The organism is Streptomyces sp. NPDC001093 (assembly GCF_040298985.1).
GTDB lineage: Bacteria > Actinomycetota > Actinomycetes > Streptomycetales > Streptomycetaceae > Streptomyces.
Genome location: NZ_JBEPBF010000020.1, coordinates 40,402 through 58,388 on the forward strand (window position 1 = coordinate 40,402; position 17,987 = coordinate 58,388).

Here is a 17,987-nt window from a genome sequence, read left to right on the forward strand (position 1 = left end):
GCACTTCCTGTGACGATGCCGGGCCGGACCCCTGTGACAGGTCTGTGACAGTCGGCGGACACGTCCATGAAGTCGCCCCGGCAGTCTTTTGGGCACGGGCAGGGCGGCCAGCCGAGCCGGCCCGGGCAGGACCGAACGACCGGAAGTCCACCACGGGGAGCGCGAGATGAACACGCTGCACAGCATCAGCACCAGCGCCGTAATCACGCGACTGCACGATGTGCACCGGGGTTCCGAGAAGTCCGGTGCCGTGAGCGGGCGGGGGTGCGCTCGCGGCACCGGGCGTCAGCACACCGCCTACATGACGGTGGTTGACGCGCACACGGGGGAGACGCACGGGGGATCCGCGTACAGGGAGGACTCGGGGGAGCAGCGCCGTTCCCTGACGGAGGCGGAGTTCACCGCCTACGTCCAGGAGCGCCGCGCCTCCCTGTACGCCACCGCCTACCACCTGACCGGCGACCGCTTCGAGGCCGAGGACCTGCTGCAGAGCGCGCTGTTCTCGACGTACAAGGCGTGGGACCGGATCAGCGACAAGGCCGCGGTCGGCGGATACCTCCGCCGCACCATGACCAACCTGCACATCAGCGCCTGGCGGCGCCGCAAGCTCAACGAGTACCCGACCGAGGAACTGCCGGAGACGCCCTCCGACACGGACGCGATGCGCGGCACCGAGCTGCGCGCGGTCCTGTGGCAGGCGCTGGCCCGGCTCCCCGAGCTCCAGCGCACCATGCTGGTCCTGCGCTACTACGAGGGCCGTACGGACCCGGAGATCGCGGAGATCCTCGACATCAGTGTCGGCACGGTGAAGTCCAGCATCTGGCGCTCGCTGCGCCGGCTGCGCGAGGACGAGGTCCTCAGCTTCGGCCGTGACGAGGAGGACGCCTTCGGCGAGCTGGTCGCCTGAAGGTCGGGGGTCACCGGGAGGTGACCCGACGGGGGACACGGGGGAAAACGGAGGGGGACACGGGGGAGCACCGGGGGAGGGCCCACGGGGGAAACGGGGGAGTGCGCGAAGCGGGACTGGAGGGTCGGGGGGCCTGTCCAGTCCCGTTTCCGTTTCCGTACGGCGCTCACGCCACCGTCTGCCGACGGGCGTGCCGCCCCGCCGCGGCTGCCGCGAGCCGCCCCAGCGCCTCGTCGCGGTCGCACGCGTGCGCGCCCAGCGACACCTGGCGGGCGACGATCGAGCGCTCCGCGCGCATCAGCCGCCAGCCGCGGCGCAACAGGAACGGCACCGACTTGCGGCCCTCGCTCAGATCCCGCAGGAACCGCCGCCGGAACGTGGTGAACGGCCCGCGGCTCAGGCACAGCGCGTCCGCGAGCACGCCCAGTTCCCGGCAGCGCGCGACGATCTCCGCGGCGAAGATGCCCTCCGCTATGAACAGCGGGGTACGGCCGATGTGCAGCGTCTCCTCGCCGGTACGGGCACTCAGCGCGATGTCGTACACCGGCACCGGTGCCGAACCCGTGGCGCACAGCCGGGCGATGGCCTGCACCGCGACCTCCGCGTCCCATGACTCCGGGTGGTCCCAGTCGATGTCCGAACTCCCCTCCACCAGGGGCAGAGTGGGGTCGTCGCCCTCCTTGTAGAAGTCGTCCAGACGCAGGACGGGAAGCCCGGAACGGGCGGCGACAAGGGACTTGCCCGAGCCCGAGGGGCCGCACAGCAGCACGACACGGGCGGGGGACGGGGGATGAATGCTCACGGAACACCAGTTTGACGCATGGCGGCGCGCCTGCCGACCCCGCGGGTCGGCTTTTGAGCGTGACTCCCGCCTCAACTACCCTCTGTGTCGACCGTTTCACCCTGAGTATCAGAAGGTGACCCCGCATGACACGACACACGTCCCCCCGCAACCACACCGCGCGGCGCGCCCTGATCGTCCTCGCGACCGCCTCGGCGGCGCTGGGTGCGGGCGTGGCGACGGCGTCCGCGGACGCCGCTCGCGTCCCGGACGTGCCCTTGCGGCCCGCTTCGCTCGGGACGATGGCCCCGCAGGCCGGTACCCAGGTGCCGGGACTGACCGACTACGCCGCCATCCCCGTCCAGGCCCTCCAGTACACCCCGGTCGCCCACACCCGTGTCATGCCGGGGGACGACGGCGACCTCGGCGGCCTGACCGGACCGCTCGCCCGGATGGGCCCGATCGGCGCCGTCCCGGCGGCGGAAGGACTCGGGGGAGTGCTGGGCGGCCTGACCGGAACCGAGGGCTGACCGCGGACGAGAGAGCCGCGCCGCCCCTGGACGGAGGGGCGGCGCGGCTCTCGGCTGTCGTGGCCGTCGGGCCGTCGTGGCCGTCAGTATGACGAGCCGGACGCGCCCAGCGACCCCGTCGGATGCCACACCGTCTTCGTCTCCAGGAACGCCGTCATCCGGTCGATGCCCGGCGTCCCGGAGTAATCCACAGCCTGTGGACGAAGAACCCGCTTCAGATTGTCGGCCGCCGCGATCTCCAGCTCCTTCGCCAACTCCTCGTCCGCACCCGCGAGGTCGATCGCGTTGACGTCCTGGTGCGCGGCCAGCGGCGCCGCGAGCTCCGCCGTACGGCCGGAGAGGATGTTCACCACACCGCCCGGCACGTCGGAGGTGGCCAGCACCTCGGCCAGGGACAGGGCCGGAAGGGGGGACTTCTCGCTCGCGACCACGACCGCCGTGTTGCCGGTGGCGATCACGGGCGCGAGCACCGACACCAGGCCCAGGAACGACGACTCCTGCGGGGCCAGTACGGCGACCACACCCGTCGGCTCGGGGGAGGAGAGGTTGAAGAACGGGCCCGCGACCGGGTTCACGCCGCCGATCACCTGGGCGATCTTGTCGGTCCAGCCGGCGTACCAGACCCAGCGGTCGACGGTCGCGTCCACGACGGCGGCCGCCTTCGACTTCGACAGGCCCTCGGCGTCGGCCACTTCCCGGACGAACTGGTCCCTGCGGCCCTCCAGCATCTCCGCGACGCGGTAGAGGACCTGGCCGCGGTTGTAGGCCGTCGCGCCGGACCAGCCGCCGAACGCCTTGCGCGCGGCGACCACCGCGTCCCGGGCGTCCTTGCGGGAGGACTGGGGAGCGTTGGCCAGCCAGTTGCCCTTCGAGTCGGTCACCTCGTACACCCGGCCGCTCTCGGAACGCGGGAACTTCCCGCCGACGTACAGCTTGTAGGTCTTGAACACCGACAGTCGTGCATCAGACATCGAGGTACGCCTCCAGGCCGTGGCGGCCGCCCTCGCGGCCGAAGCCCGACTCCTTGTAACCGCCGAACGGCGAGGTCGGGTCGAACTTGTTGAACGTGTTGGACCAGATCACGCCCGCGCGGAGCTTGCCCGCGACCGCCAGGATGCGCGAGCCCTTCTCGGTCCAGATGCCCGCCGACAGGCCGTACTGCGTGTTGTTCGCCTTGGCGACAGCCTCGTCCGGGGTGCGGAAGGTCAGGACCGACAGCACCGGGCCGAAGATCTCGTCACGGGCGATGGTGTGCGCCTGGGTGACGTTCGTGAACAGCGTCGGGGCGAACCAGTAGCCGGAGGAGGGCAGTTCGCAGGCCGGGGACCAGCGCTCGGCGCCCTCCGCCTCGCCCTGCTCCGTCAGCGCGGTGATCCGGGCCAGCTGCTCGGCGGAGTTGATCGCGCCGATGTCGGTGTTCTTGTCCAGCGGGTCGCCGAGGCGGAGCGTGGACAGGCGGCGCTTCAGGGAGTCCAGCAGCTCGTCCTGGACCGACTCCTGGACCAGCAGGCGCGAGCCCGCGCAGCAGACCTGGCCCTGGTTGAAGAAGATGCCGGTGACGATGCCCTCGACGGCCTGGTCGATCGGGGCGTCGTCGAAGACGATGTTGGCGCCCTTGCCGCCCAGTTCGAGGGTGAGCTTCTTCCGCGTGCCCGCGACCGTGCGGGCGATCTCCTTGCCCACGGCCGTGGAGCCGGTGAAGGCGACCTTGTTCACGTCCGGGTGCGCGACGAGCGCGGCGCCCGCGTCGCCGTAGCCCGGGAGGATGTTGACGACACCCTTGGGCAGGCCGGCCTGGCGGCAGATGTCCGCGAAGAACAGGGCGGAGAGGGGAGTCGTCTCGGCGGGCTTCAGGACGACCGTGTTACCGGTCGCCAGCGCCGGGGCGATCTTCCATGCCAGCATCAGCAGCGGGAAGTTCCAGGGGATGACCTGGCCGGCCACGCCCAGCGGCCGCGGGTCCGCACCGAACCCGGCGTGGTCGAGCTTGTCCGCCCAGCCCGCGTAGTAGAAGAAGTGAGCCGCCACCAGGGGGAGGTCGGCGTCCCTCGTCTCCTTGATCGGCTTGCCGTTGTCCAGCGTCTCCAGGACGGCCAGCTCGCGGCTGCGCTCCTGGATGATCCGGGCGATGCGGAAGAGGTACTTGGCGCGCTCGGAGCCCGGCAGCGCCGACCACTTCTCGAAGGCCTTGCGGGCGGCCCTGACAGCGCGGTCGACGTCCTCGGCGCCGGCCCGGGCCACCTCGGAGAGGACCTCTTCGGTCGACGGGCTGACGGTCTTGAAGACCTTGCCGTCGGCCGCGTCCGTGAACTCGCCGTCGATGAACAGGCCGTAGGAGGGGGCGATGTCGACGACCGAGCGGGACTCGGGCGCCGGTGCGTACTCGAAAACCATGATCGATCAGTCCACCGTCACGTAGTCGGGGCCGGAGTAGCGGCCGGTGGCCAGCTTCTGACGCTGCATCAGCAGATCGTTCAGCAGCGAGGAGGCGCCGAAGCGGAACCAGTGGTTGTCCAGCCAGTCCTCGCCCGCGGTCTCGTTGACCAGGACCAGGAACTTGACGGCGTCCTTGGAGGTGCGGATGCCGCCGGCGGGCTTCACGCCGACCTGGACGCCGGTCTGGGCGCGGAAGTCCCGTACGGCCTCCAGCATGAGGAGGGTGTTGGCGGGGGTCGCGTTCACCGCCACCTTGCCGGTCGAGGTCTTGATGAAGTCGGCGCCGGCCAGCATGCCGAGCCAGGAGGCGCGGCGGATGTTGTCGTACGTCGACAGCTCGCCGGTCTCGAAGATGACCTTCAGCCGGGCGGCCTGGCCGCAGGCCTCCTTCACGGCGACGATCTCGTCGTACACCTTCAGGTACCTGCCGGCGAGGAACGCGCCCCGGTCGATGACCATGTCGATCTCGTCCGCGCCCGCGGCGACGGCGTCACGCACGTCGGCCAGCTTCACGTCGAGGGCGGCACGGCCGGCCGGGAAGGCGGTGGCGACCGAGGCGACCTTCACGCCGGAACCGGCGACGGCCTCCTTGGCGACGGCCACCATGTCGGGGTAGACGCAGACCGCGGCCGTCGTCGGGGCCGTACGGTCCGTGGGGTCGGGGTGGACCGCCTTGGCGCCGAGCGCCCGGACCTTGCCCGGGGTGTCCGCGCCTTCCAGCGTCGTCAGGTCGACCATCGAGATGGCGAGGTCGATGGCGTACGCCTTCGCGGTGGTCTTGATGGAACGGGTGCCGAGAGACGCGGCGCGCGCCTCCAGGCCGACCGCGTCGACGCCGGGCAGCCCGTGCAGGAAGCGGCGCAGCGTGCTGTCGGACGCGGTGACATCCGAGAGTGCGTGAGCTGTGGGTGCGGTAGTGGGCATGGTCACCAGACGAGCATATCTACGCGCGTAGCAGCTGTACAGCCCCGATGCTCGTCTCCCGTCCCGGGATCACGGATGAGCGCCGGTTCCGGGGCGCGTGGCGGCACCGCCGCCGGTGTCATGCAGACTGGGCGCATGACCACCCCCGACCACCAGTCACCCGCGCCACAGCCCCCGGTCCCGACCGTCGGGGACCGGATCTACCGCTCGCCCATGGGGCTCGTGGGCGGCGTGCTGCTGCTCGTCGTCGTCGGCTGGCTCGGCTCCGACGCACTGTTCCACGGCCACGGCCGCGCGCCGTGGCTGGCGCTCGCCGCGATGATCCTGATCGTGCCGCTGGTGATCGCCTTCACGCTCCGCCCGGCGGTCTTCGCGGGCGAGGACCGGCTGCGGGTGCGCAACCCCTTCCGGGTGATCGTCCTGCCCTGGGGCGAGGTGGCCGCGCTGCGCTCCGGCTACTCCAACGAGGTCGTCGCGAAGTCCGGCGGCACGTACCAGCTGTGGTCGGTTCCCGTGTCGCTGCGGGCCCGCAAGAAGGCGCAGATGCACAAGTCGCGGGCGGCGGCGGAGGCGGCGCGCGGCGGGGAGCAGACGCGCCGCGGCTTCGGTGGCGCGGGCACTCGGACCGGACCGACCCGCGCGGAGACCGACCAGGTCATGGACACTCTGCGGGAGCTGCTGGACCGGCGCGGCGCGGCGGAGTCGGCGCAGGGGGAGGTCACCGTGCGCTGGGCGTACGAGGTGATCGCGCCCACGCTGGCGGGCGCGGTGTTGCTGCTGATCCTGCTGATCACGGGGTGAGGTTCGCCGGGCGCCCGGTGCGGCCGCCCGGTGGGACACGGTCCGCTGGTCGCGGGTGCGGGCGGGGGCGGCCGCCGGTCACAGCGAGCGGCAGCGCGGGCTGTGGATCGTGCGTGAGCCTCCGCCGCCGTACGTCCTGGACGGATGGAACCTGCTGCTGAAGTCCATGGGGATGTCCAGCGCGAAGAAGTTCTTTCCGTCCCCCGTCCGCGCGCGCAGGCGGATCCGGTGCTCGGCCACCGGCACCGCCTCCGGCAGCCGCAGGATCCACGTCTGCTTCCACCGCCCGGCGGGGGGCCTGGGGTCACCCGGCAGGCGCGCGCCCAGGTGCGCCAGCAGCTCGGGCAGCCGGTACCACCTGTCCAGCATCTTCACCGGACCGAACTTCATGATCACGTTGCAGGTGACCCGGGTCAGGTCGACGGCCTCCTTGAGGTGGCCCTCCATCTCGCAGCGGACCTGGTGCCCGAGCCACGGCAGTGCGGGTGTCAGCGTGATGGTGAGGATGTCCAGGACGTACGTGTCGTCGCTGACGTCTTCCACCAGACCCACAGTCATCTCACTCACCCCGCGGTGTCTCGAATACGGGACGCCCTCGGGCCGCGCCCCGGTCATCCCCGGGAGCAGGGGCAGCGGCCCTTGGCACGCGTCTTGCGCCGCTCCCCACCCGTTCAGGGGTGGGGAGCGAGGGGACGGAAGCCGACGGCGGTCGCGTCGGGACAGGCACCGACGACGCGGCGCGCTCCGGCGGACACCACCGGACGGCCGGGCCGGTGAGCGAAAGGAAGGCCGCCCGGACATCCGGCGTACGGCGCCTCGTGTCCGGTTCCGGTGGGATGCGCACGGCACGCGGGCCGTCGGACAATGGCCGGGACTGGGGCTCCGGCCCGATTCCGGCGGGCCGGAGCCCCGTATCGTGCGGCGGGCCGCGGGCTACTTCCCGCCGTTCCCGCCGTTCCCGCCGTCGCCGTCCCAGCCGTCCCAGCCGTCCCAGCCGTCCCAGTGGTGGATGACGCGGAAGCTGGCCACCACGCCGTCCTTGATGTGGATGCCGTCGACCCGCCTGACGTGCACGCCTTCCGAGGAGCTGTGGGGTCCGACGGTGGCGATGGGGGCACCGTTGTCGCAGACCACCCCGCGGAAGACCTCGACGGTGTTGTGGCTGTCGTTGCGGATGTTCAGGCTCCGGGCGCCCAGACCGCTGACCACGGTGACGCAGTCGCCCGGCTCGGCGGAGTACGACCGCTCGTTGATCTGGATCCGGCCCCAGTCCCAGCCCCGGCGGCCGCCCTCGCGGCCCTCGTTGCCCTTGCCCGGCCCGGCTTCGACACCGAGGGGCGCCGCGGGGGCGAGGACCGGGGCCGGCTGGGATGCCGGGATGGAGGCCGCCGAGGCGTAGGTGATGCCGGTCGCGGCCAGGGCGGCGGCGGACGCGACACCAGTGGTGACCACGGTGGAACGGGGGAGCTTCATATCGCTTCTCCTGTCTCCGGTTTCCGGGATACCGGCCCTTCAGCCGGCTCGTGAGTAAAAGTACCCAGACCAGTCATATAGGTCATATAGGAAGACAGGTTTTAGGGGCCGATCGAGGTATTTTTCGCGTGATGCGCAGCCTTTCGAGGATGCCGACGGCCCATCAAATTGCCGTAATTAAAAGAAGATTGACCGACTATTAGGCCTTTTGACGTATTTTCTGACGCCTGCTCACCTCCGTCGTGTCGCCGCGTGTCTCACCGCGCCGCAGCGTGTCGCTGCGGCGGCATGGACGAGTCGTGCTAGAGGGGGACGCCGCACTCGATCCGGTCGGCCGCCGAGCGCGCGACCACGCCGCGAGGGGCGAAGAGCCGTTCTCTGTGAGGGAGTTGAGGAAGTCGCGGGGACGACGACATGGGGTGCCCCGGGCCGGGGCACCCCATGTCGTCAGCGGTGTCGTACGGGTCAGATGCCGGCGGCCGCCGACAGGTCCCGCTTGATCGCGGTGAGGAGTTCCGTCGCGCGGGCGCGGGCGGCCGGAAGCGCCGCGTGGTCCGCGACCGGCACGACGACCTCGAGGTAGCACTTCAGCTTCGGCTCGGTGCCGCTCGGGCGGACGATCACGCGGGCGCCGTCGAGGGTGTAGCGCAGGCCGTCCGTGGGCGGCAGCTTCTCCGTGCCCCGGGTGAGGTCCTCGGCGCGCACGACGGCCAGGCCCGCCAGCTCGGTCGGCGGCTGCTCGCGCAGGCGGCGCATCGCGTCCGCGATGAGCGAGAGGTCCTCCACCCGCACCGACAGCTGGTCGGTGGCATGCAGGCCGTGCTCCACGGCCAGGTCGTCGAGCAGGTCGAGGAGCGTACGGCCCTCCTCCTTGAGCTGTGAGGCCAGCTCGGTGACGAGGAGCGCCGCCGTGATGCCGTCCTTGTCGCGTACGCCCTCCGGGTCGACGCAGTAGCCGAGGGCCTCCTCGTAGCCGTAGCGCAGGCCGTCCACGCGGGCGATCCACTTGAAGCCGGTCAGTGTCTCCTCGTGGGGGAGGCCCGCCTTCCCGGCGATCCGGCCGAGGAGGGAGGAGGAGACGATCGACTCGGCGAAGGTGCCCCGCGCGCCGCGCCGGACCAGGTGGGCGGCGAGCAGGGCGCCGACCTCGTCGCCGCGCAGCATGCGCCAGTCGGCGCCGTCCCTGACGGCCACCGCGCAGCGGTCGGCGTCGGGGTCGTTGGCGATGACCAGGTCCGGGTCGGTGGCGCGGGCCCGGGCGAACGCCAGGTCCATCGCGCCCGGCTCCTCCGGGTTCGGGAAGGCGACCGTCGGGAAGTCCGGGTCGGGCTCGGCCTGTTCGGCGACCAGCACCGGCTCCGGGAAGCCGGCCCGGGCGAAGGCGGCCAGCAGGACGTCCTTGCCGACGCCGTGCATCGCCGTGTAGACCGTGCGGGCGGTGCGGGGGGAGCCTTCGGCCAGTACGGCGTCCGTACGGGCCAGATAGGCGTCCAGGACCGCGTCGTCCAGGGTCTCCCAGCCGGCGTCCGGGCGGGGCACGTCGTGCAGGGAGACGATCGCGTCGATCTCGGCGGCGATCCCCGCGTCGGCGGGCGGCACGATCTGGGAGCCGTCGCCGAGGTACACCTTGTAGCCGTTGTCCCGGGGCGGGTTGTGGCTGGCGGTGACCTCGACACCCGCGACCGCGCCGAGATGCCGTATGGCGTACGCCAGGACCGGGGTGGGCAGCGGGCGGGGGAGTACGGCGGCGCGCAGGCCGGCGCCGGTCATCACGGCGGCGGTGTCGCGCGCGAAGTCGGCGGACTTGTGGCGGGCGTCGTAGCCGATGACGACGAGTCCACCGGTGTGGCCGTCCTTCTTGAGGTACGCGGCGAGGCCGGCGGCTGCCCTGATGACGACGCTTCGGTTCATGCGCATGGGGCCTGCGCCGAGTTCGCCCCGCAGGCCGGCGGTGCCGAACTGGAGCGTGCCGCTGAAGCGGGCGGACAGCTCCGCTGTGTCACCGGCGTCGATCAGCTTGGCCAGTTCTTCGCGAGTCTCCGTGTCCGGGTCCTCGGCGAGCCAGGCCTCGGCCCTGCTGATGAGATCGTCGTGCACCTTGGGATCAACCTCTCCGTGTTTGCCTGGTCCACTGGGGGCTCCGCCCCCAGACCCCCGTGTGCCCACCCACCCGGAACGGTCGGCCGGAAAGCGGGCGGATGGGCTCGGCGGCGTTTACAGCTTGCCCAGCAGGCGGCCCAGCAGTTCGCCCATGCGTGCCGCCGAGTCGCGGCCCGCCTGGAGGACCTCCTCGTGGTTGAGGGGCTCGCCGGTCATGCCGGCCGCCAGGTTGGTGACCAGGGAGATGCCCAGCACCTCGGCGCCCGCCTCGCGTGCGGCGATGGCCTCCAGGACCGTGGACATGCCGACCAGGTCCGCGCCGATGACGCGGGCCATGCGGATCTCGGCCGGGGTCTCGTAGTGCGGGCCGGGGAACTGCGCGTAGACGCCCTCCTCCAGGGAGGGGTCGATCTCCTTGCACAGGGCGCGCAGGCGGGGGGAGTACAGGTCGGTCAGGTCGACGAAGTTGGCGCCGACGATCGGGGAGGTCGCCGTCAGGTTGATGTGATCGCTGATCAGGACCGGCTGGCCGGGGCGCATGCCCTCGCGCAGACCGCCGCAGCCGTTGGTGAGGACCACCGTCTTGCAGCCGGCGGCGACGGCGGTGCGGACGCCGTGGGCCACGGCGGCGACGCCACGGCCCTCGTAGTAGTGGGTGCGGCCCAGGAAGACCAGGGCGCGCTTGTCACCGATGGAGTACGAGCGGATCTTGCCGCCGTGCCCCTCGACGGCCGGCGGGGGGAAGCCGGGCAGCTCGGTGACCTGGAACTCGGCGTCGGGTGCGCCCAGGGCGTCGACGGCCGGAGCCCAGCCGGAGCCCATCACGAGGGCGACGTCGTGGGTCTCGGCGCCGGTCAGTTCGCGCAGGCGCGCGGCGGCGGCGTCGGCGGCGGCGTACGGGTCGCCCTGGATGTCGTCCGGAAGAAGAGATGCGTTCACGTGGACGAGAGTAGCCGCTCTTCGCCTACGCGCGTAGATGACAGACGTCACGGGATGGCGATCGTTGTCTTGTCGTTTCCGACGAGGCCCGCGTCAGGGGGGACGCCGGGGCCGGCAGGGTCAGCAGGGACGTTTACGGAGTTCCATCACATAGTCGTGGGGCGCCCCGGCGGACTCCGCCGCGTCGGCGATCTCGCCCAGGTAGCGGGCGGAGGGCAGGCCGCCCTCGTAGGCGTTGAGCACGTACGTCCACGCCGCCTCCTCGCCGTCCAGGGTGTGCACGCGCACCCGTACCCGGCGGTAGACGTCGTCGCCGACGCCCTCCCACCGGTCGAGGGACTCCTCGTCCAGGGGTGCGATGTCGTACAGCCCGACGAAGACCTGCGCGAGCGGATCCTCGACGATCGTCGCGAGCGCGCCCTCCCAGCCCAGGTGCTCGCCTCCGAACGTCAGCCGCCAGCCGTTCAGCCAGCCCGTGGCGCGCAGCGGGGAGTGCGGGGCGCGGAAGGACATCAGGCGCGCGTCGAGGTTGCCGGCGTACGCGGCATAGAGCGACATGGACAGAGCGTACGGCAGGGAAAGTCGCGTCACTCGCGCCCCGTACGACACTCGCGTGCGCCCCCGGGCAGTAGCACCTTGAAGCGTGCGGGACAATGGGGTACGTGACTCGGATCGTGATCATCGGTGGCGGACCCGGCGGATACGAGGCGGCCCTGGTAGCCGCCCAGCTCGGTGCGGAGGTGACCGTCGTCGACTGCGACGGTCTGGGCGGAGCGTCGGTGCTGACCGACTGCGTGCCGTCGAAGACGCTCATCGCTACGGCCGAGGTGATGACCACCTTCGACTCGTCGTACGAGGAGCTCGGGATCATCGTCGCCGACGACACCCCGCCGCTGGAGCAGGCGGCTCGGGTGGTCGGCGTGGACCTGGGGAAGGTCAACCGCCGGGTGAAGCGGCTGGCCCTCGCCCAGTCCCACGACATCACCGCCTCCGTCACCCGCGCCGGCGCCCGGGTCATGCGCGGGCGCGGCCGGCTGGAGGGCATGCAGGCCCTCGACGGGTCCCGGAAGGTCGTCGTCACCGCCGCCGACGGCACCGAGGAGACCCTCACCGCCGACGCCGTCCTCATCGCCACCGGCGGTCACCCGCGCGAGCTGCCCGACGCCCAGCCCGACGGCGAGCGCATCCTGAACTGGACCCAGGTCTACGACCTCACCGAGCTGCCGGAAGAGCTGATCGTTGTCGGCTCCGGCGTGACCGGTGCCGAGTTCGCCGGTGCCTATCAGGCGCTGGGGTCCAAGGTCACCCTCGTCTCCTCCCGGGACCGCGTGCTGCCGGGTGAGGACCCCGACGCCGCCGCCGTGCTGGAGGACGTCTTCCGGCGCCGCGGCATGAACGTCATGGCCCGCTCCCGTGCCGCCTCCGCCAAGCGGGTCGGGGACCGGGTGGAGGTCACGCTGGCCGACGGCCGGGTCATCAGCGGCACCCACTGCCTCATGGCCGTCGGCGCCATCCCGAACAGCGCCGGGCTCGGCCTGGAGGGGGCCGGCGTGAAGCTGCGCGACTCGGGTCACATCTGGACCGACAAGGTGTCCAGGACGACCGCTCCCGGCGTGTACGCGGCCGGTGACGTGACCGGAGTCTTCGCGCTCGCCTCCGTCGCCGCCATGCAGGGACGTATCGCCATGTACCACTTCCTCGGCGACGCGGTGGCCCCGCTGAACCTGAAGACGGTCTCGTCGAACGTCTTCACCGACCCCGAGATCGCGACCGTCGGCTACACGCAGGCGGACGTGGACGCGGGCAAGATCGACGCCCGGGTGGTGAAGCTGCCGTTGCTGCGCAACCCGCGCGCGAAGATGCAGGGCATCCGGGACGGCTTCGTGAAGATCTTCTGCCGTCCGGGTACGGGCATCGTGGTCGGCGGTGTGGTCGTGGCGCCCCGCGCCTCGGAACTGATCCACCCCATCTCGATCGCCGTCGACAACAATCTGACGGTCGAACAGATCGCGAACGCGTTCACGGTGTACCCCTCCCTTTCGGGGTCGATCGCGGAGGTGGCCCGCCAGCTCCACACCCGCAAGGCCGGCGTGGAGGCCTGACGGCCGGTTTCGACTTCCCGCTGGTCACGGGGAGTTGCCGCGTTTGCGTACGGCATAGTCGGGGCGGATAGGTCCTATACCACTTCCCGCCCTGCCATGCGAACAACTTCTGTTATTCGGCGCAAACTGCTGAAACCAGACGGTCGCTGGGGTTACTGTCAGTTTCGTGTTCGCTGCTGAACGTCGCCAATTGATCCTCGAAATGGTGCGAGCGAACGGTGCCGTGTCGCTCCGTGAGCTCGCCCGCGTCGTCCAGACCTCCGAAGTGACCGTACGGCGGGACGTGCGGGCACTGGAGGCAGAAGGACTCCTCGACCGCCGGCACGGCGGTGCGGTACTGCCGGGCGGGTTCACGCGGGAGTCCGGCTTTCCGCAGAAGTCCCATCTCGCGACCGCCGAGAAGACGGCCATCGCCGACCTCGCGGCGGGCCTCGTCGAAGAAGGCGAGGCCATCGTGGTCGGTGCCGGTACGACCACGCAGGAGCTGGCCCGCCGGCTCGCGCGGGTGCCGGGGCTGACCGTCGTCACCAACTCGTTGTTGGTCGCCCAGGCGTTGGCCCATGCCAACCGGGTGGAGGTCGTGATGACCGGCGGCACCCTGCGCGGCTCCAACTACGCCCTCGTCGGCTCCGGCGCGGAGCAGTCCCTGCAGGGGCTGAGAGTGTCCAAGGCCTTCCTCTCCGGGAGCGGGCTCACCGCCGAACGCGGGCTGTCCACCTCCAACATGCTCTCGGCGTCCGTCGACCGGGCCCTCGTCCAGGCCGCCGCGGAGGTGGTGGTCCTCGCCGACCACACCAAGCTCGGCACGGACACGATGTTCCAGACCGTGCCGACCGACCTCATCACCCGCCTGGTCACCGACGAGCCTCCCGTCCACGACGACCGCGCCGCCACCGAGCTGCAGGCCCTTGCCGACCAGGGGGTGCAGATCGCCGTGGCGGGGGCGAACGGAGCCCCTCCGGGGGGTGAGCAGGCCCCGGCGCGGCGCGCTCCCCTGCCGGGGCCACGCAGGGGACATGTGGCCCTCCGCTCGGGGCCGGGGCTGGAGCCGACGGGGGTGGAGCGGGGGCGCGTCGCCGATCTGCGGCGGCGTTAGCTCTCCGGCTCGCGCCCCGCGGCGCGGCCGCCGATCGATACAGCCCCGCTCCCCTGGGGGAGTTACGGCCGGCCTTGCTGAAAACGGAACGCCCGGCAGACCGATCGAAGTCGGTCCACCGGGCGTCACGGTGAAGCGTGCCGTCAGTCCTTGATCTCACAGATCGCCGCGCCGGAGGTGACGGACGCGCCGACCTCCGCGCTCAGGCCCTTGATGGTGCCCGCCTTGTGGGCGTTCAGCGGCTGCTCCATCTTCATGGCCTCCAGGACGACGACCAGGTCGCCCTCCTTGACCTCCTGGCCCTCCTCGACCGCGACCTTGACGATCGTGCCCTGCATCGGGGAGGCGAGGGTGTCGCCGGAGGCGACGGGGCCGGACTTCTTGGCCGCGCGGCGCTTCGGCTTGGCGCCGGCCGCGAGGCCCGTGCGGGCCAGGGACATGCCGAGGGAGGACGGGAGGGAGACCTCCAGGCGCTTGCCGCCGACCTCGACGACGACCGTCTCGCGGCCCGTCTCCTCCTCCGCCTCGACATCGGCGGGGGCGGCGAACGGCTTGATCTCGTTGACGAACTCGGTCTCGATCCAGCGGGTGTGGACCGTGAACGGGTCGGTGGAGCCGGTGAGTTCGGGGGCGAACGCCGGGTCCTTGACCACCGCGCGGTGGAAGGGGATGGCGGTGGCCATGCCCTCGACCTGGAACTCGTCCAGGGCGCGGGCGGCGCGCTGGAGGGCTTCCTCGCGGGTGCGGCCGGTGACGATCAGCTTGGCGAGCAGGGAGTCCCAGGCGGGGCCGATCACGCTGCCGGACTCCACGCCGGCGTCCAGGCGGACGCCCGGGCCGGACGGCGGGGCGAACGTGGTGACCGTGCCCGGGGCGGGCAGGAAGTTGCGGCCGGGGTCCTCGCCGTTGATGCGGAACTCGAAGGAGTGGCCGCGCAGGGCCGGGTCGTCGTAGCCGAGTTCCTCGCCGTCGGCGATACGGAACATCTCGCGCACGAGGTCGATGCCGGTGACCTCCTCGGTGACCGGGTGCTCGACCTGCAGGCGGGTGTTGACCTCCAGGAAGGAGATCGTGCCGTCCTGGCCGACCAGGAACTCGCAGGTGCCCGCGCCCTCGTAGCGGGCCTCCTTCAGGATGGCCTTGGAGGCGCGGTACAGCTCGGCGACCTGCTCCTCGGAGAGGAAGGGCGCGGGGGCCTCCTCCACCAGTTTCTGGTGGCGGCGCTGCAGGGAGCAGTCACGGGTGGAGACGACGACCACGTTGCCGTGCTTGTCCGCCAGGCACTGGGTCTCCACGTGCCGGGGGCGGTCCAGGTAGCGCTCGACGAAGCACTCGCCGCGGCCGAAGGCGGCGACCGCCTCGCGGACGGCCGAGTCGTAGAGCTCGGGGACCTCTTCGAGGGTGCGGGCGACCTTCAGGCCGCGGCCGCCGCCGCCGAAGGCGGCCTTGATCGCGATGGGCAGGCCGTGCTGCTCGGCGAAGGCCACGACCTCCTCGGCGCCGCTCACCGGGTCGGGGGTGCCGGCCACCAGGGGGGCGCCGGCGCGCTGGGCGATGTGCCGGGCGGCGACCTTGTCGCCGAGGTCGCGGATCGCCTGCGGGGGCGGGCCGATCCAGATCAGGCCGGCGTCGAGGACGGCCTGAGCGAAGTCGGCGTTCTCCGAGAGGAAGCCGTACCCCGGATGGATGGCGTCCGCGCCGGACTCGCGGGCGGCGTTCAGGACCTTTTCGATGTCCAGGTAGCTGGTGGCCGGGGTGTCACCGCCCAGGGCGAACGCCTCATCCGCGGCGCGGACATGCAGAGCGTCCCGGTCCGGGTCGGCGTAGACGGCCACGCTCGCGATCCCGGCGTCCCGGCAGGCCCGGGCCACGCGGACAGCGATTTCGCCACGGTTGGCGATGAGCACCTTGCGCACGATTGAGGCTCCCTCCTTGAAACAAGCCGAGTTTAGGGACTGCCGACACGGCACTTCGACCCATCCCCAATGGTGAGCTTGCCCACACGGAGCGTGATTCGAGGCGCGCTCGACCCGCGAAAAGCCTTGTCGCACCTCGGTACGCAGGGCTCCTCCCGGAAACCCTAGCCCCGTCATGTGGTCAAGGTCTCTGTGAGGGCGTGCTGCGGCCCACTCGGTTTCTTTGTCGAGTCCCTACGAATGGCCCAATGATTCTTTGCTGCTGCGCGAACCCTTGTCCCGGGGTTTACCCGTTAGTAGCGTTCACGACGACTCGAACGTACCTGGAGTAACAGCAGCGTGGCTTGAGAGTGGGTGGGGACCGGTGGTGCGCAGACCGGTGGCATGGGTCGTGGCGGTCGTTCTTCTGGCGGAGGCGTTCTTCATCGCGGCGCTGAACTGGTTCCTCGGCGTGGTCGTCGACCGGCAGAAGATGTCCCTGGCCGGCCTCGATCCGAACGTGATGTCGATGTCCTCGAAGATCGGCGGGCTCGTCTTCGGCCTCTACTTCGCGCTGTGCGCGCTGGTGGCCCTCCTGGTCGCGATACGCAACCGCGCCCCCGCGGGCTTCGGCCGCGTCCTGCTGATCAGCGCTGCGGTCGTGCACGGCCTGCTGGGCGCCTTCGCCTGGGGCCTGGTCGGCTGGACGGCGTTCCTGTTCATGGTGGTGGTGCTCGGCCTCGTCGTCCTGCTCCTGATGACGTACGACCGTGACGGCGGCCCGCAGCCGGCCGCCCCCGGCGACGGGGCGGGGGCGGGAGGGGGCCCGGAGGCCGCCGCAGAGCCGGCCGAGGTCCCGGCCGGCTCGGCCGCACCCGCCCCCCGTACGGACGAGCCGCAGGACGGGGACGGCGGGGACGACGAGCCGCAGGACGCCGTGCCCGCCCAGGTCACTCGGCCGGTGACCACAACTCCGTGATGCCGACGCCCAGTTCGGCCAGCAGCTTGCGCACCAGGGGCAGGCTGATGCCGATCACGTTGCCGTGGTCGCCCTCGATGCCCTCGATGAACGGCGCCGAACGGCCGTCCAGGGTGAAGGCCCCGGCGACGTAGAGGGGTTCGCCGGAGGCCACGTACGCCGCGATCTCCTCGTCGGTCGGTTCGCCGAAGCAGACCACGGTGGAGGCGATGCCGGAGACGTACCGCTTGGCGCTCGTGTCCCAGACGCAGTGGCCCGTCTGGAGGGTCCCGGCGCGCCCGCGCATCGCCTTCCAGCGGGCGGTCGCCTCCTCGGCGTCGGCGGGCTTGCCGAGGGCGTGCCCGTCCAGCTCCAGCACCGAGTCGCAGCCGATCACCAGGGCGCCCTGCGCCTCCGGCTTCGCCGCCACCACCGAGGCCTTCGCCTCGGCCAGGGCGAGCGCCAGCTCCGCCGGGGTGGGGGCGGTGAGGGCGTCTTCGTCGACGCCGCTCACGATCACCTCGGGCTCGAGGCCGGCCTGCCTCAGGAGGCCCAGGCGGGCGGGGGACCGGGAGGCGAGGATCAGGCGTCGGCGTGGCTTGGCAGTCATGCGGTCAGACTAGCCCCGTCGCCGCGCTAGCTCAGGCCGACCACGACCATGGTCAGGATCATGGCCAGGGCCATGAGAAAGCCGAGCCGCCGGAGCATGTCATGCGCGTCGCGCATGTCCTCCGGCGGCTCGTCCTCGGGGTCTGACCACAGCATTCGTCCAGCGTGCGGCCGGGCGGAGGCCGGGCGCCTGAGTACTGCTACTCAAGTTGGAGCGTTGCGCCTCAGCTCGGCCAGTAGGTGCGGGTCCAGGACGCCGGCCCGGGCTTGGGCAGATGGGCGGCGGCGATCCTGCCCGGGTCGGACCACGCGTCCCTCGGGCCCTTCGCGCCGGGCGGTGTCGCTGCTGCCGCCGCGGCGCGGGCGCGGACCACCGCCAGGGCGGCGGCCAGCTCCTCCGGGGTCGGGTTGCCCCGTACGACTCTGATCGTCACAG

At 71.4% G+C, this 17,987-nt stretch carries 19 protein-coding genes; 6 read left to right on the plus strand and 13 right to left on the minus strand.

Going from position 1 to position 17,987, the window contains the following annotated elements:
• Window positions 1-166 precede the first annotated feature (166 nt).
• Window positions 167-907 (plus strand): SigE family RNA polymerase sigma factor, encoded by a 741-nt coding sequence (locus ABT288_RS13030; protein ID WP_069779063.1) that lies wholly within the window; start codon window positions 167-169, stop codon window positions 905-907.
• Between the two features lie 166 nt (window positions 908-1,073).
• Here the strand turns inward: ABT288_RS13030 and ABT288_RS13035 are convergent, their stop codons facing one another.
• Window positions 1,074-1,709, minus strand: coding sequence for a uridine kinase family protein (locus ABT288_RS13035; protein ID WP_351606055.1), 636 nt, complete (start codon window positions 1,707-1,709; stop codon window positions 1,074-1,076).
• 125 nt (window positions 1,710-1,834) lie between these two features.
• Between ABT288_RS13035 and ABT288_RS13040 the strand changes: the two genes are divergently transcribed.
• Window positions 1,835-2,218 carry a hypothetical protein gene (locus ABT288_RS13040; RefSeq protein ID WP_351606058.1) on the plus strand — a complete coding sequence of 128 codons (384 nt, stop codon included), beginning with the start codon at window positions 1,835-1,837 and terminating at the stop codon, window positions 2,216-2,218.
• Between the two features lie 83 nt (window positions 2,219-2,301).
• Here ABT288_RS13040 and ABT288_RS13045 read toward each other — a convergent pair whose 3' ends face one another.
• From ABT288_RS13045 to deoC, 3 genes are read right to left on the minus strand one after another with little or no spacing between them, the layout of a single operon-like run.
• Window positions 2,302-3,189 (minus strand): aldehyde dehydrogenase family protein, encoded by an 888-nt coding sequence (locus ABT288_RS13045; protein ID WP_351606061.1) that lies wholly within the window; start codon window positions 3,187-3,189, stop codon window positions 2,302-2,304.
• Entirely contained in the window at window positions 3,182-4,612 is a 1,431-nt protein-coding gene (locus ABT288_RS13050; protein WP_351606064.1) for an aldehyde dehydrogenase family protein, read from the minus strand. Before ABT288_RS13050 ends, ABT288_RS13045 begins: the two co-directional genes overlap by 8 nt.
• A 6-nt stretch (window positions 4,613-4,618) precedes the next feature.
• Complete coding sequence (gene deoC / locus ABT288_RS13055; RefSeq protein WP_351606212.1) at window positions 4,619-5,578, minus strand: deoxyribose-phosphate aldolase; 960 nt, start codon at window positions 5,576-5,578, stop codon at window positions 4,619-4,621.
• A 135-nt stretch (window positions 5,579-5,713) separates the two neighbouring features.
• Here deoC and ABT288_RS13060 point away from each other — a divergent pair, with 135 nt between their 5' ends.
• Window positions 5,714-6,379 carry a PH domain-containing protein gene (locus ABT288_RS13060; RefSeq protein ID WP_351606067.1) on the plus strand — a complete coding sequence of 222 codons (666 nt, stop codon included), beginning with the start codon at window positions 5,714-5,716 and terminating at the stop codon, window positions 6,377-6,379.
• Window positions 6,380-6,457: 78 nt separating this feature from the next.
• On the opposite strand, the gene ABT288_RS13065 is transcribed toward ABT288_RS13060, so the two are convergent.
• The 5 genes from ABT288_RS13065 to ABT288_RS13085 form a co-directional block, all read right to left on the minus strand.
• Window positions 6,458-6,937: a hypothetical protein gene (locus ABT288_RS13065; protein ID WP_351606070.1), complete on the minus strand. Its 480-nt coding sequence runs from the start codon at window positions 6,935-6,937 to the stop codon at window positions 6,458-6,460.
• Window positions 6,938-7,312: 375 nt separating this feature from the next.
• The gene (locus ABT288_RS13070) at window positions 7,313-7,852 is read right to left on the minus strand and encodes a hypothetical protein (RefSeq protein ID WP_351606073.1); all 540 of its coding nucleotides are present in this window, start codon (window positions 7,850-7,852) and stop codon (window positions 7,313-7,315) included.
• Window positions 7,853-8,317: 465 nt separating this feature from the next.
• The gene (locus ABT288_RS13075; RefSeq protein ID WP_351606077.1) at window positions 8,318-9,949 is read right to left on the minus strand and encodes a phospho-sugar mutase; all 1,632 of its coding nucleotides are present in this window, start codon (window positions 9,947-9,949) and stop codon (window positions 8,318-8,320) included.
• Window positions 9,950-10,066: 117 nt separating this feature from the next.
• Window positions 10,067-10,891, minus strand: coding sequence for a purine-nucleoside phosphorylase (locus ABT288_RS13080; protein WP_228621046.1), 825 nt, complete (start codon window positions 10,889-10,891; stop codon window positions 10,067-10,069).
• 120 nt (window positions 10,892-11,011) lie between these two features.
• A complete protein-coding gene (locus ABT288_RS13085; protein WP_351606080.1) occupies window positions 11,012-11,449 on the minus strand; it encodes a gamma-glutamylcyclotransferase family protein in 438 nt (145 codons plus the stop codon).
• 95 nt (window positions 11,450-11,544) lie between these two features.
• Here ABT288_RS13085 and ABT288_RS13090 point away from each other — a divergent pair, with 95 nt between their 5' ends.
• Window positions 11,545-12,993, plus strand: a complete 1,449-nt coding sequence (locus ABT288_RS13090; protein WP_351606083.1) for an NAD(P)H-quinone dehydrogenase — start codon at window positions 11,545-11,547, stop codon at window positions 12,991-12,993.
• A 166-nt stretch (window positions 12,994-13,159) separates the two neighbouring features.
• Complete coding sequence (locus ABT288_RS13095; protein ID WP_351606085.1) at window positions 13,160-14,089, plus strand: DeoR/GlpR family DNA-binding transcription regulator; 930 nt, start codon at window positions 13,160-13,162, stop codon at window positions 14,087-14,089.
• A gap of 143 nt (window positions 14,090-14,232) precedes the next feature.
• Here the strand turns inward: ABT288_RS13095 and ABT288_RS13100 are convergent, their stop codons facing one another.
• Entirely contained in the window at window positions 14,233-16,005 is a 1,773-nt protein-coding gene (locus ABT288_RS13100) for an acetyl/propionyl/methylcrotonyl-CoA carboxylase subunit alpha (RefSeq protein ID WP_351606087.1), read from the minus strand.
• Window positions 16,006-16,369: 364 nt separating this feature from the next.
• On the opposite strand from ABT288_RS13100, the gene ABT288_RS13105 reads away from it, so the two are divergent.
• On the plus strand, window positions 16,370-16,963 hold the full coding sequence (locus ABT288_RS13105) for a hypothetical protein (protein ID WP_351606090.1): 594 nt from the start codon (window positions 16,370-16,372) through the stop codon (window positions 16,961-16,963).
• Here the strand turns inward: ABT288_RS13105 and ABT288_RS13110 are convergent.
• The 3 genes from ABT288_RS13110 to ABT288_RS13120 all read right to left on the minus strand — a co-directional run bounded on the left by ABT288_RS13110 (window position 16,935) and on the right by ABT288_RS13120 (window position 17,985).
• Window positions 16,935-17,552 (minus strand): Maf family protein, encoded by a 618-nt coding sequence (locus tag ABT288_RS13110; protein ID WP_351606093.1) that lies wholly within the window; start codon window positions 17,550-17,552, stop codon window positions 16,935-16,937. The genes ABT288_RS13105 and ABT288_RS13110 overlap by 29 nt on opposite strands.
• A 26-nt stretch (window positions 17,553-17,578) precedes the next feature.
• Window positions 17,579-17,707 (minus strand): morphogenic membrane protein MmpB, encoded by a 129-nt coding sequence (mmpB, locus tag ABT288_RS13115; RefSeq protein ID WP_351606096.1) that lies wholly within the window; start codon window positions 17,705-17,707, stop codon window positions 17,579-17,581.
• 68 nt (window positions 17,708-17,775) lie between these two features.
• The gene (locus tag ABT288_RS13120; protein ID WP_351606099.1) at window positions 17,776-17,985 is read right to left on the minus strand and encodes an acyl-CoA carboxylase epsilon subunit; all 210 of its coding nucleotides are present in this window, start codon (window positions 17,983-17,985) and stop codon (window positions 17,776-17,778) included.
• Between the last annotated feature and the right edge of the window lie 2 nt (window positions 17,986-17,987).

Coding starts and splice junctions, on each gene's coding strand:
- ABT288_RS13030 (WP_069779063.1), top strand. CDS start 167: ATGAACACGCTGCACAGCATCAGCACCAGCGCCGTAATCACGCGACTG.
- ABT288_RS13040 (WP_351606058.1), top strand. CDS start 1,835: ATGACACGACACACGTCCCCCCGCAACCACACCGCGCGGCGCGCCCTG.
- ABT288_RS13045 (WP_351606061.1), bottom strand. CDS start 3,189: ATGTCTGATGCACGACTGTCGGTGTTCAAGACCTACAAGCTGTACGTC.
- ABT288_RS13050 (WP_351606064.1), bottom strand. CDS start 4,612: ATGGTTTTCGAGTACGCACCGGCGCCCGAGTCCCGCTCGGTCGTCGAC.
- deoC (WP_351606212.1), bottom strand. CDS start 5,578: ATGCCCACTACCGCACCCACAGCTCACGCACTCTCGGATGTCACCGCG.
- ABT288_RS13060 (WP_351606067.1), top strand. CDS start 5,714: ATGACCACCCCCGACCACCAGTCACCCGCGCCACAGCCCCCGGTCCCG.
- ABT288_RS13065 (WP_351606070.1), bottom strand. CDS start 6,937: ATGACTGTGGGTCTGGTGGAAGACGTCAGCGACGACACGTACGTCCTG.
- ABT288_RS13070 (WP_351606073.1), bottom strand. CDS start 7,852: ATGAAGCTCCCCCGTTCCACCGTGGTCACCACTGGTGTCGCGTCCGCC.
- ABT288_RS13085 (WP_351606080.1), bottom strand. CDS start 11,449: ATGTCGCTCTATGCCGCGTACGCCGGCAACCTCGACGCGCGCCTGATG.
- ABT288_RS13090 (WP_351606083.1), top strand. CDS start 11,545: ATGGGGTACGTGACTCGGATCGTGATCATCGGTGGCGGACCCGGCGGA.
- ABT288_RS13110 (WP_351606093.1), bottom strand. CDS start 17,552: ATGACTGCCAAGCCACGCCGACGCCTGATCCTCGCCTCCCGGTCCCCC.
- mmpB (WP_351606096.1), bottom strand. CDS start 17,707: ATGCTGTGGTCAGACCCCGAGGACGAGCCGCCGGAGGACATGCGCGAC.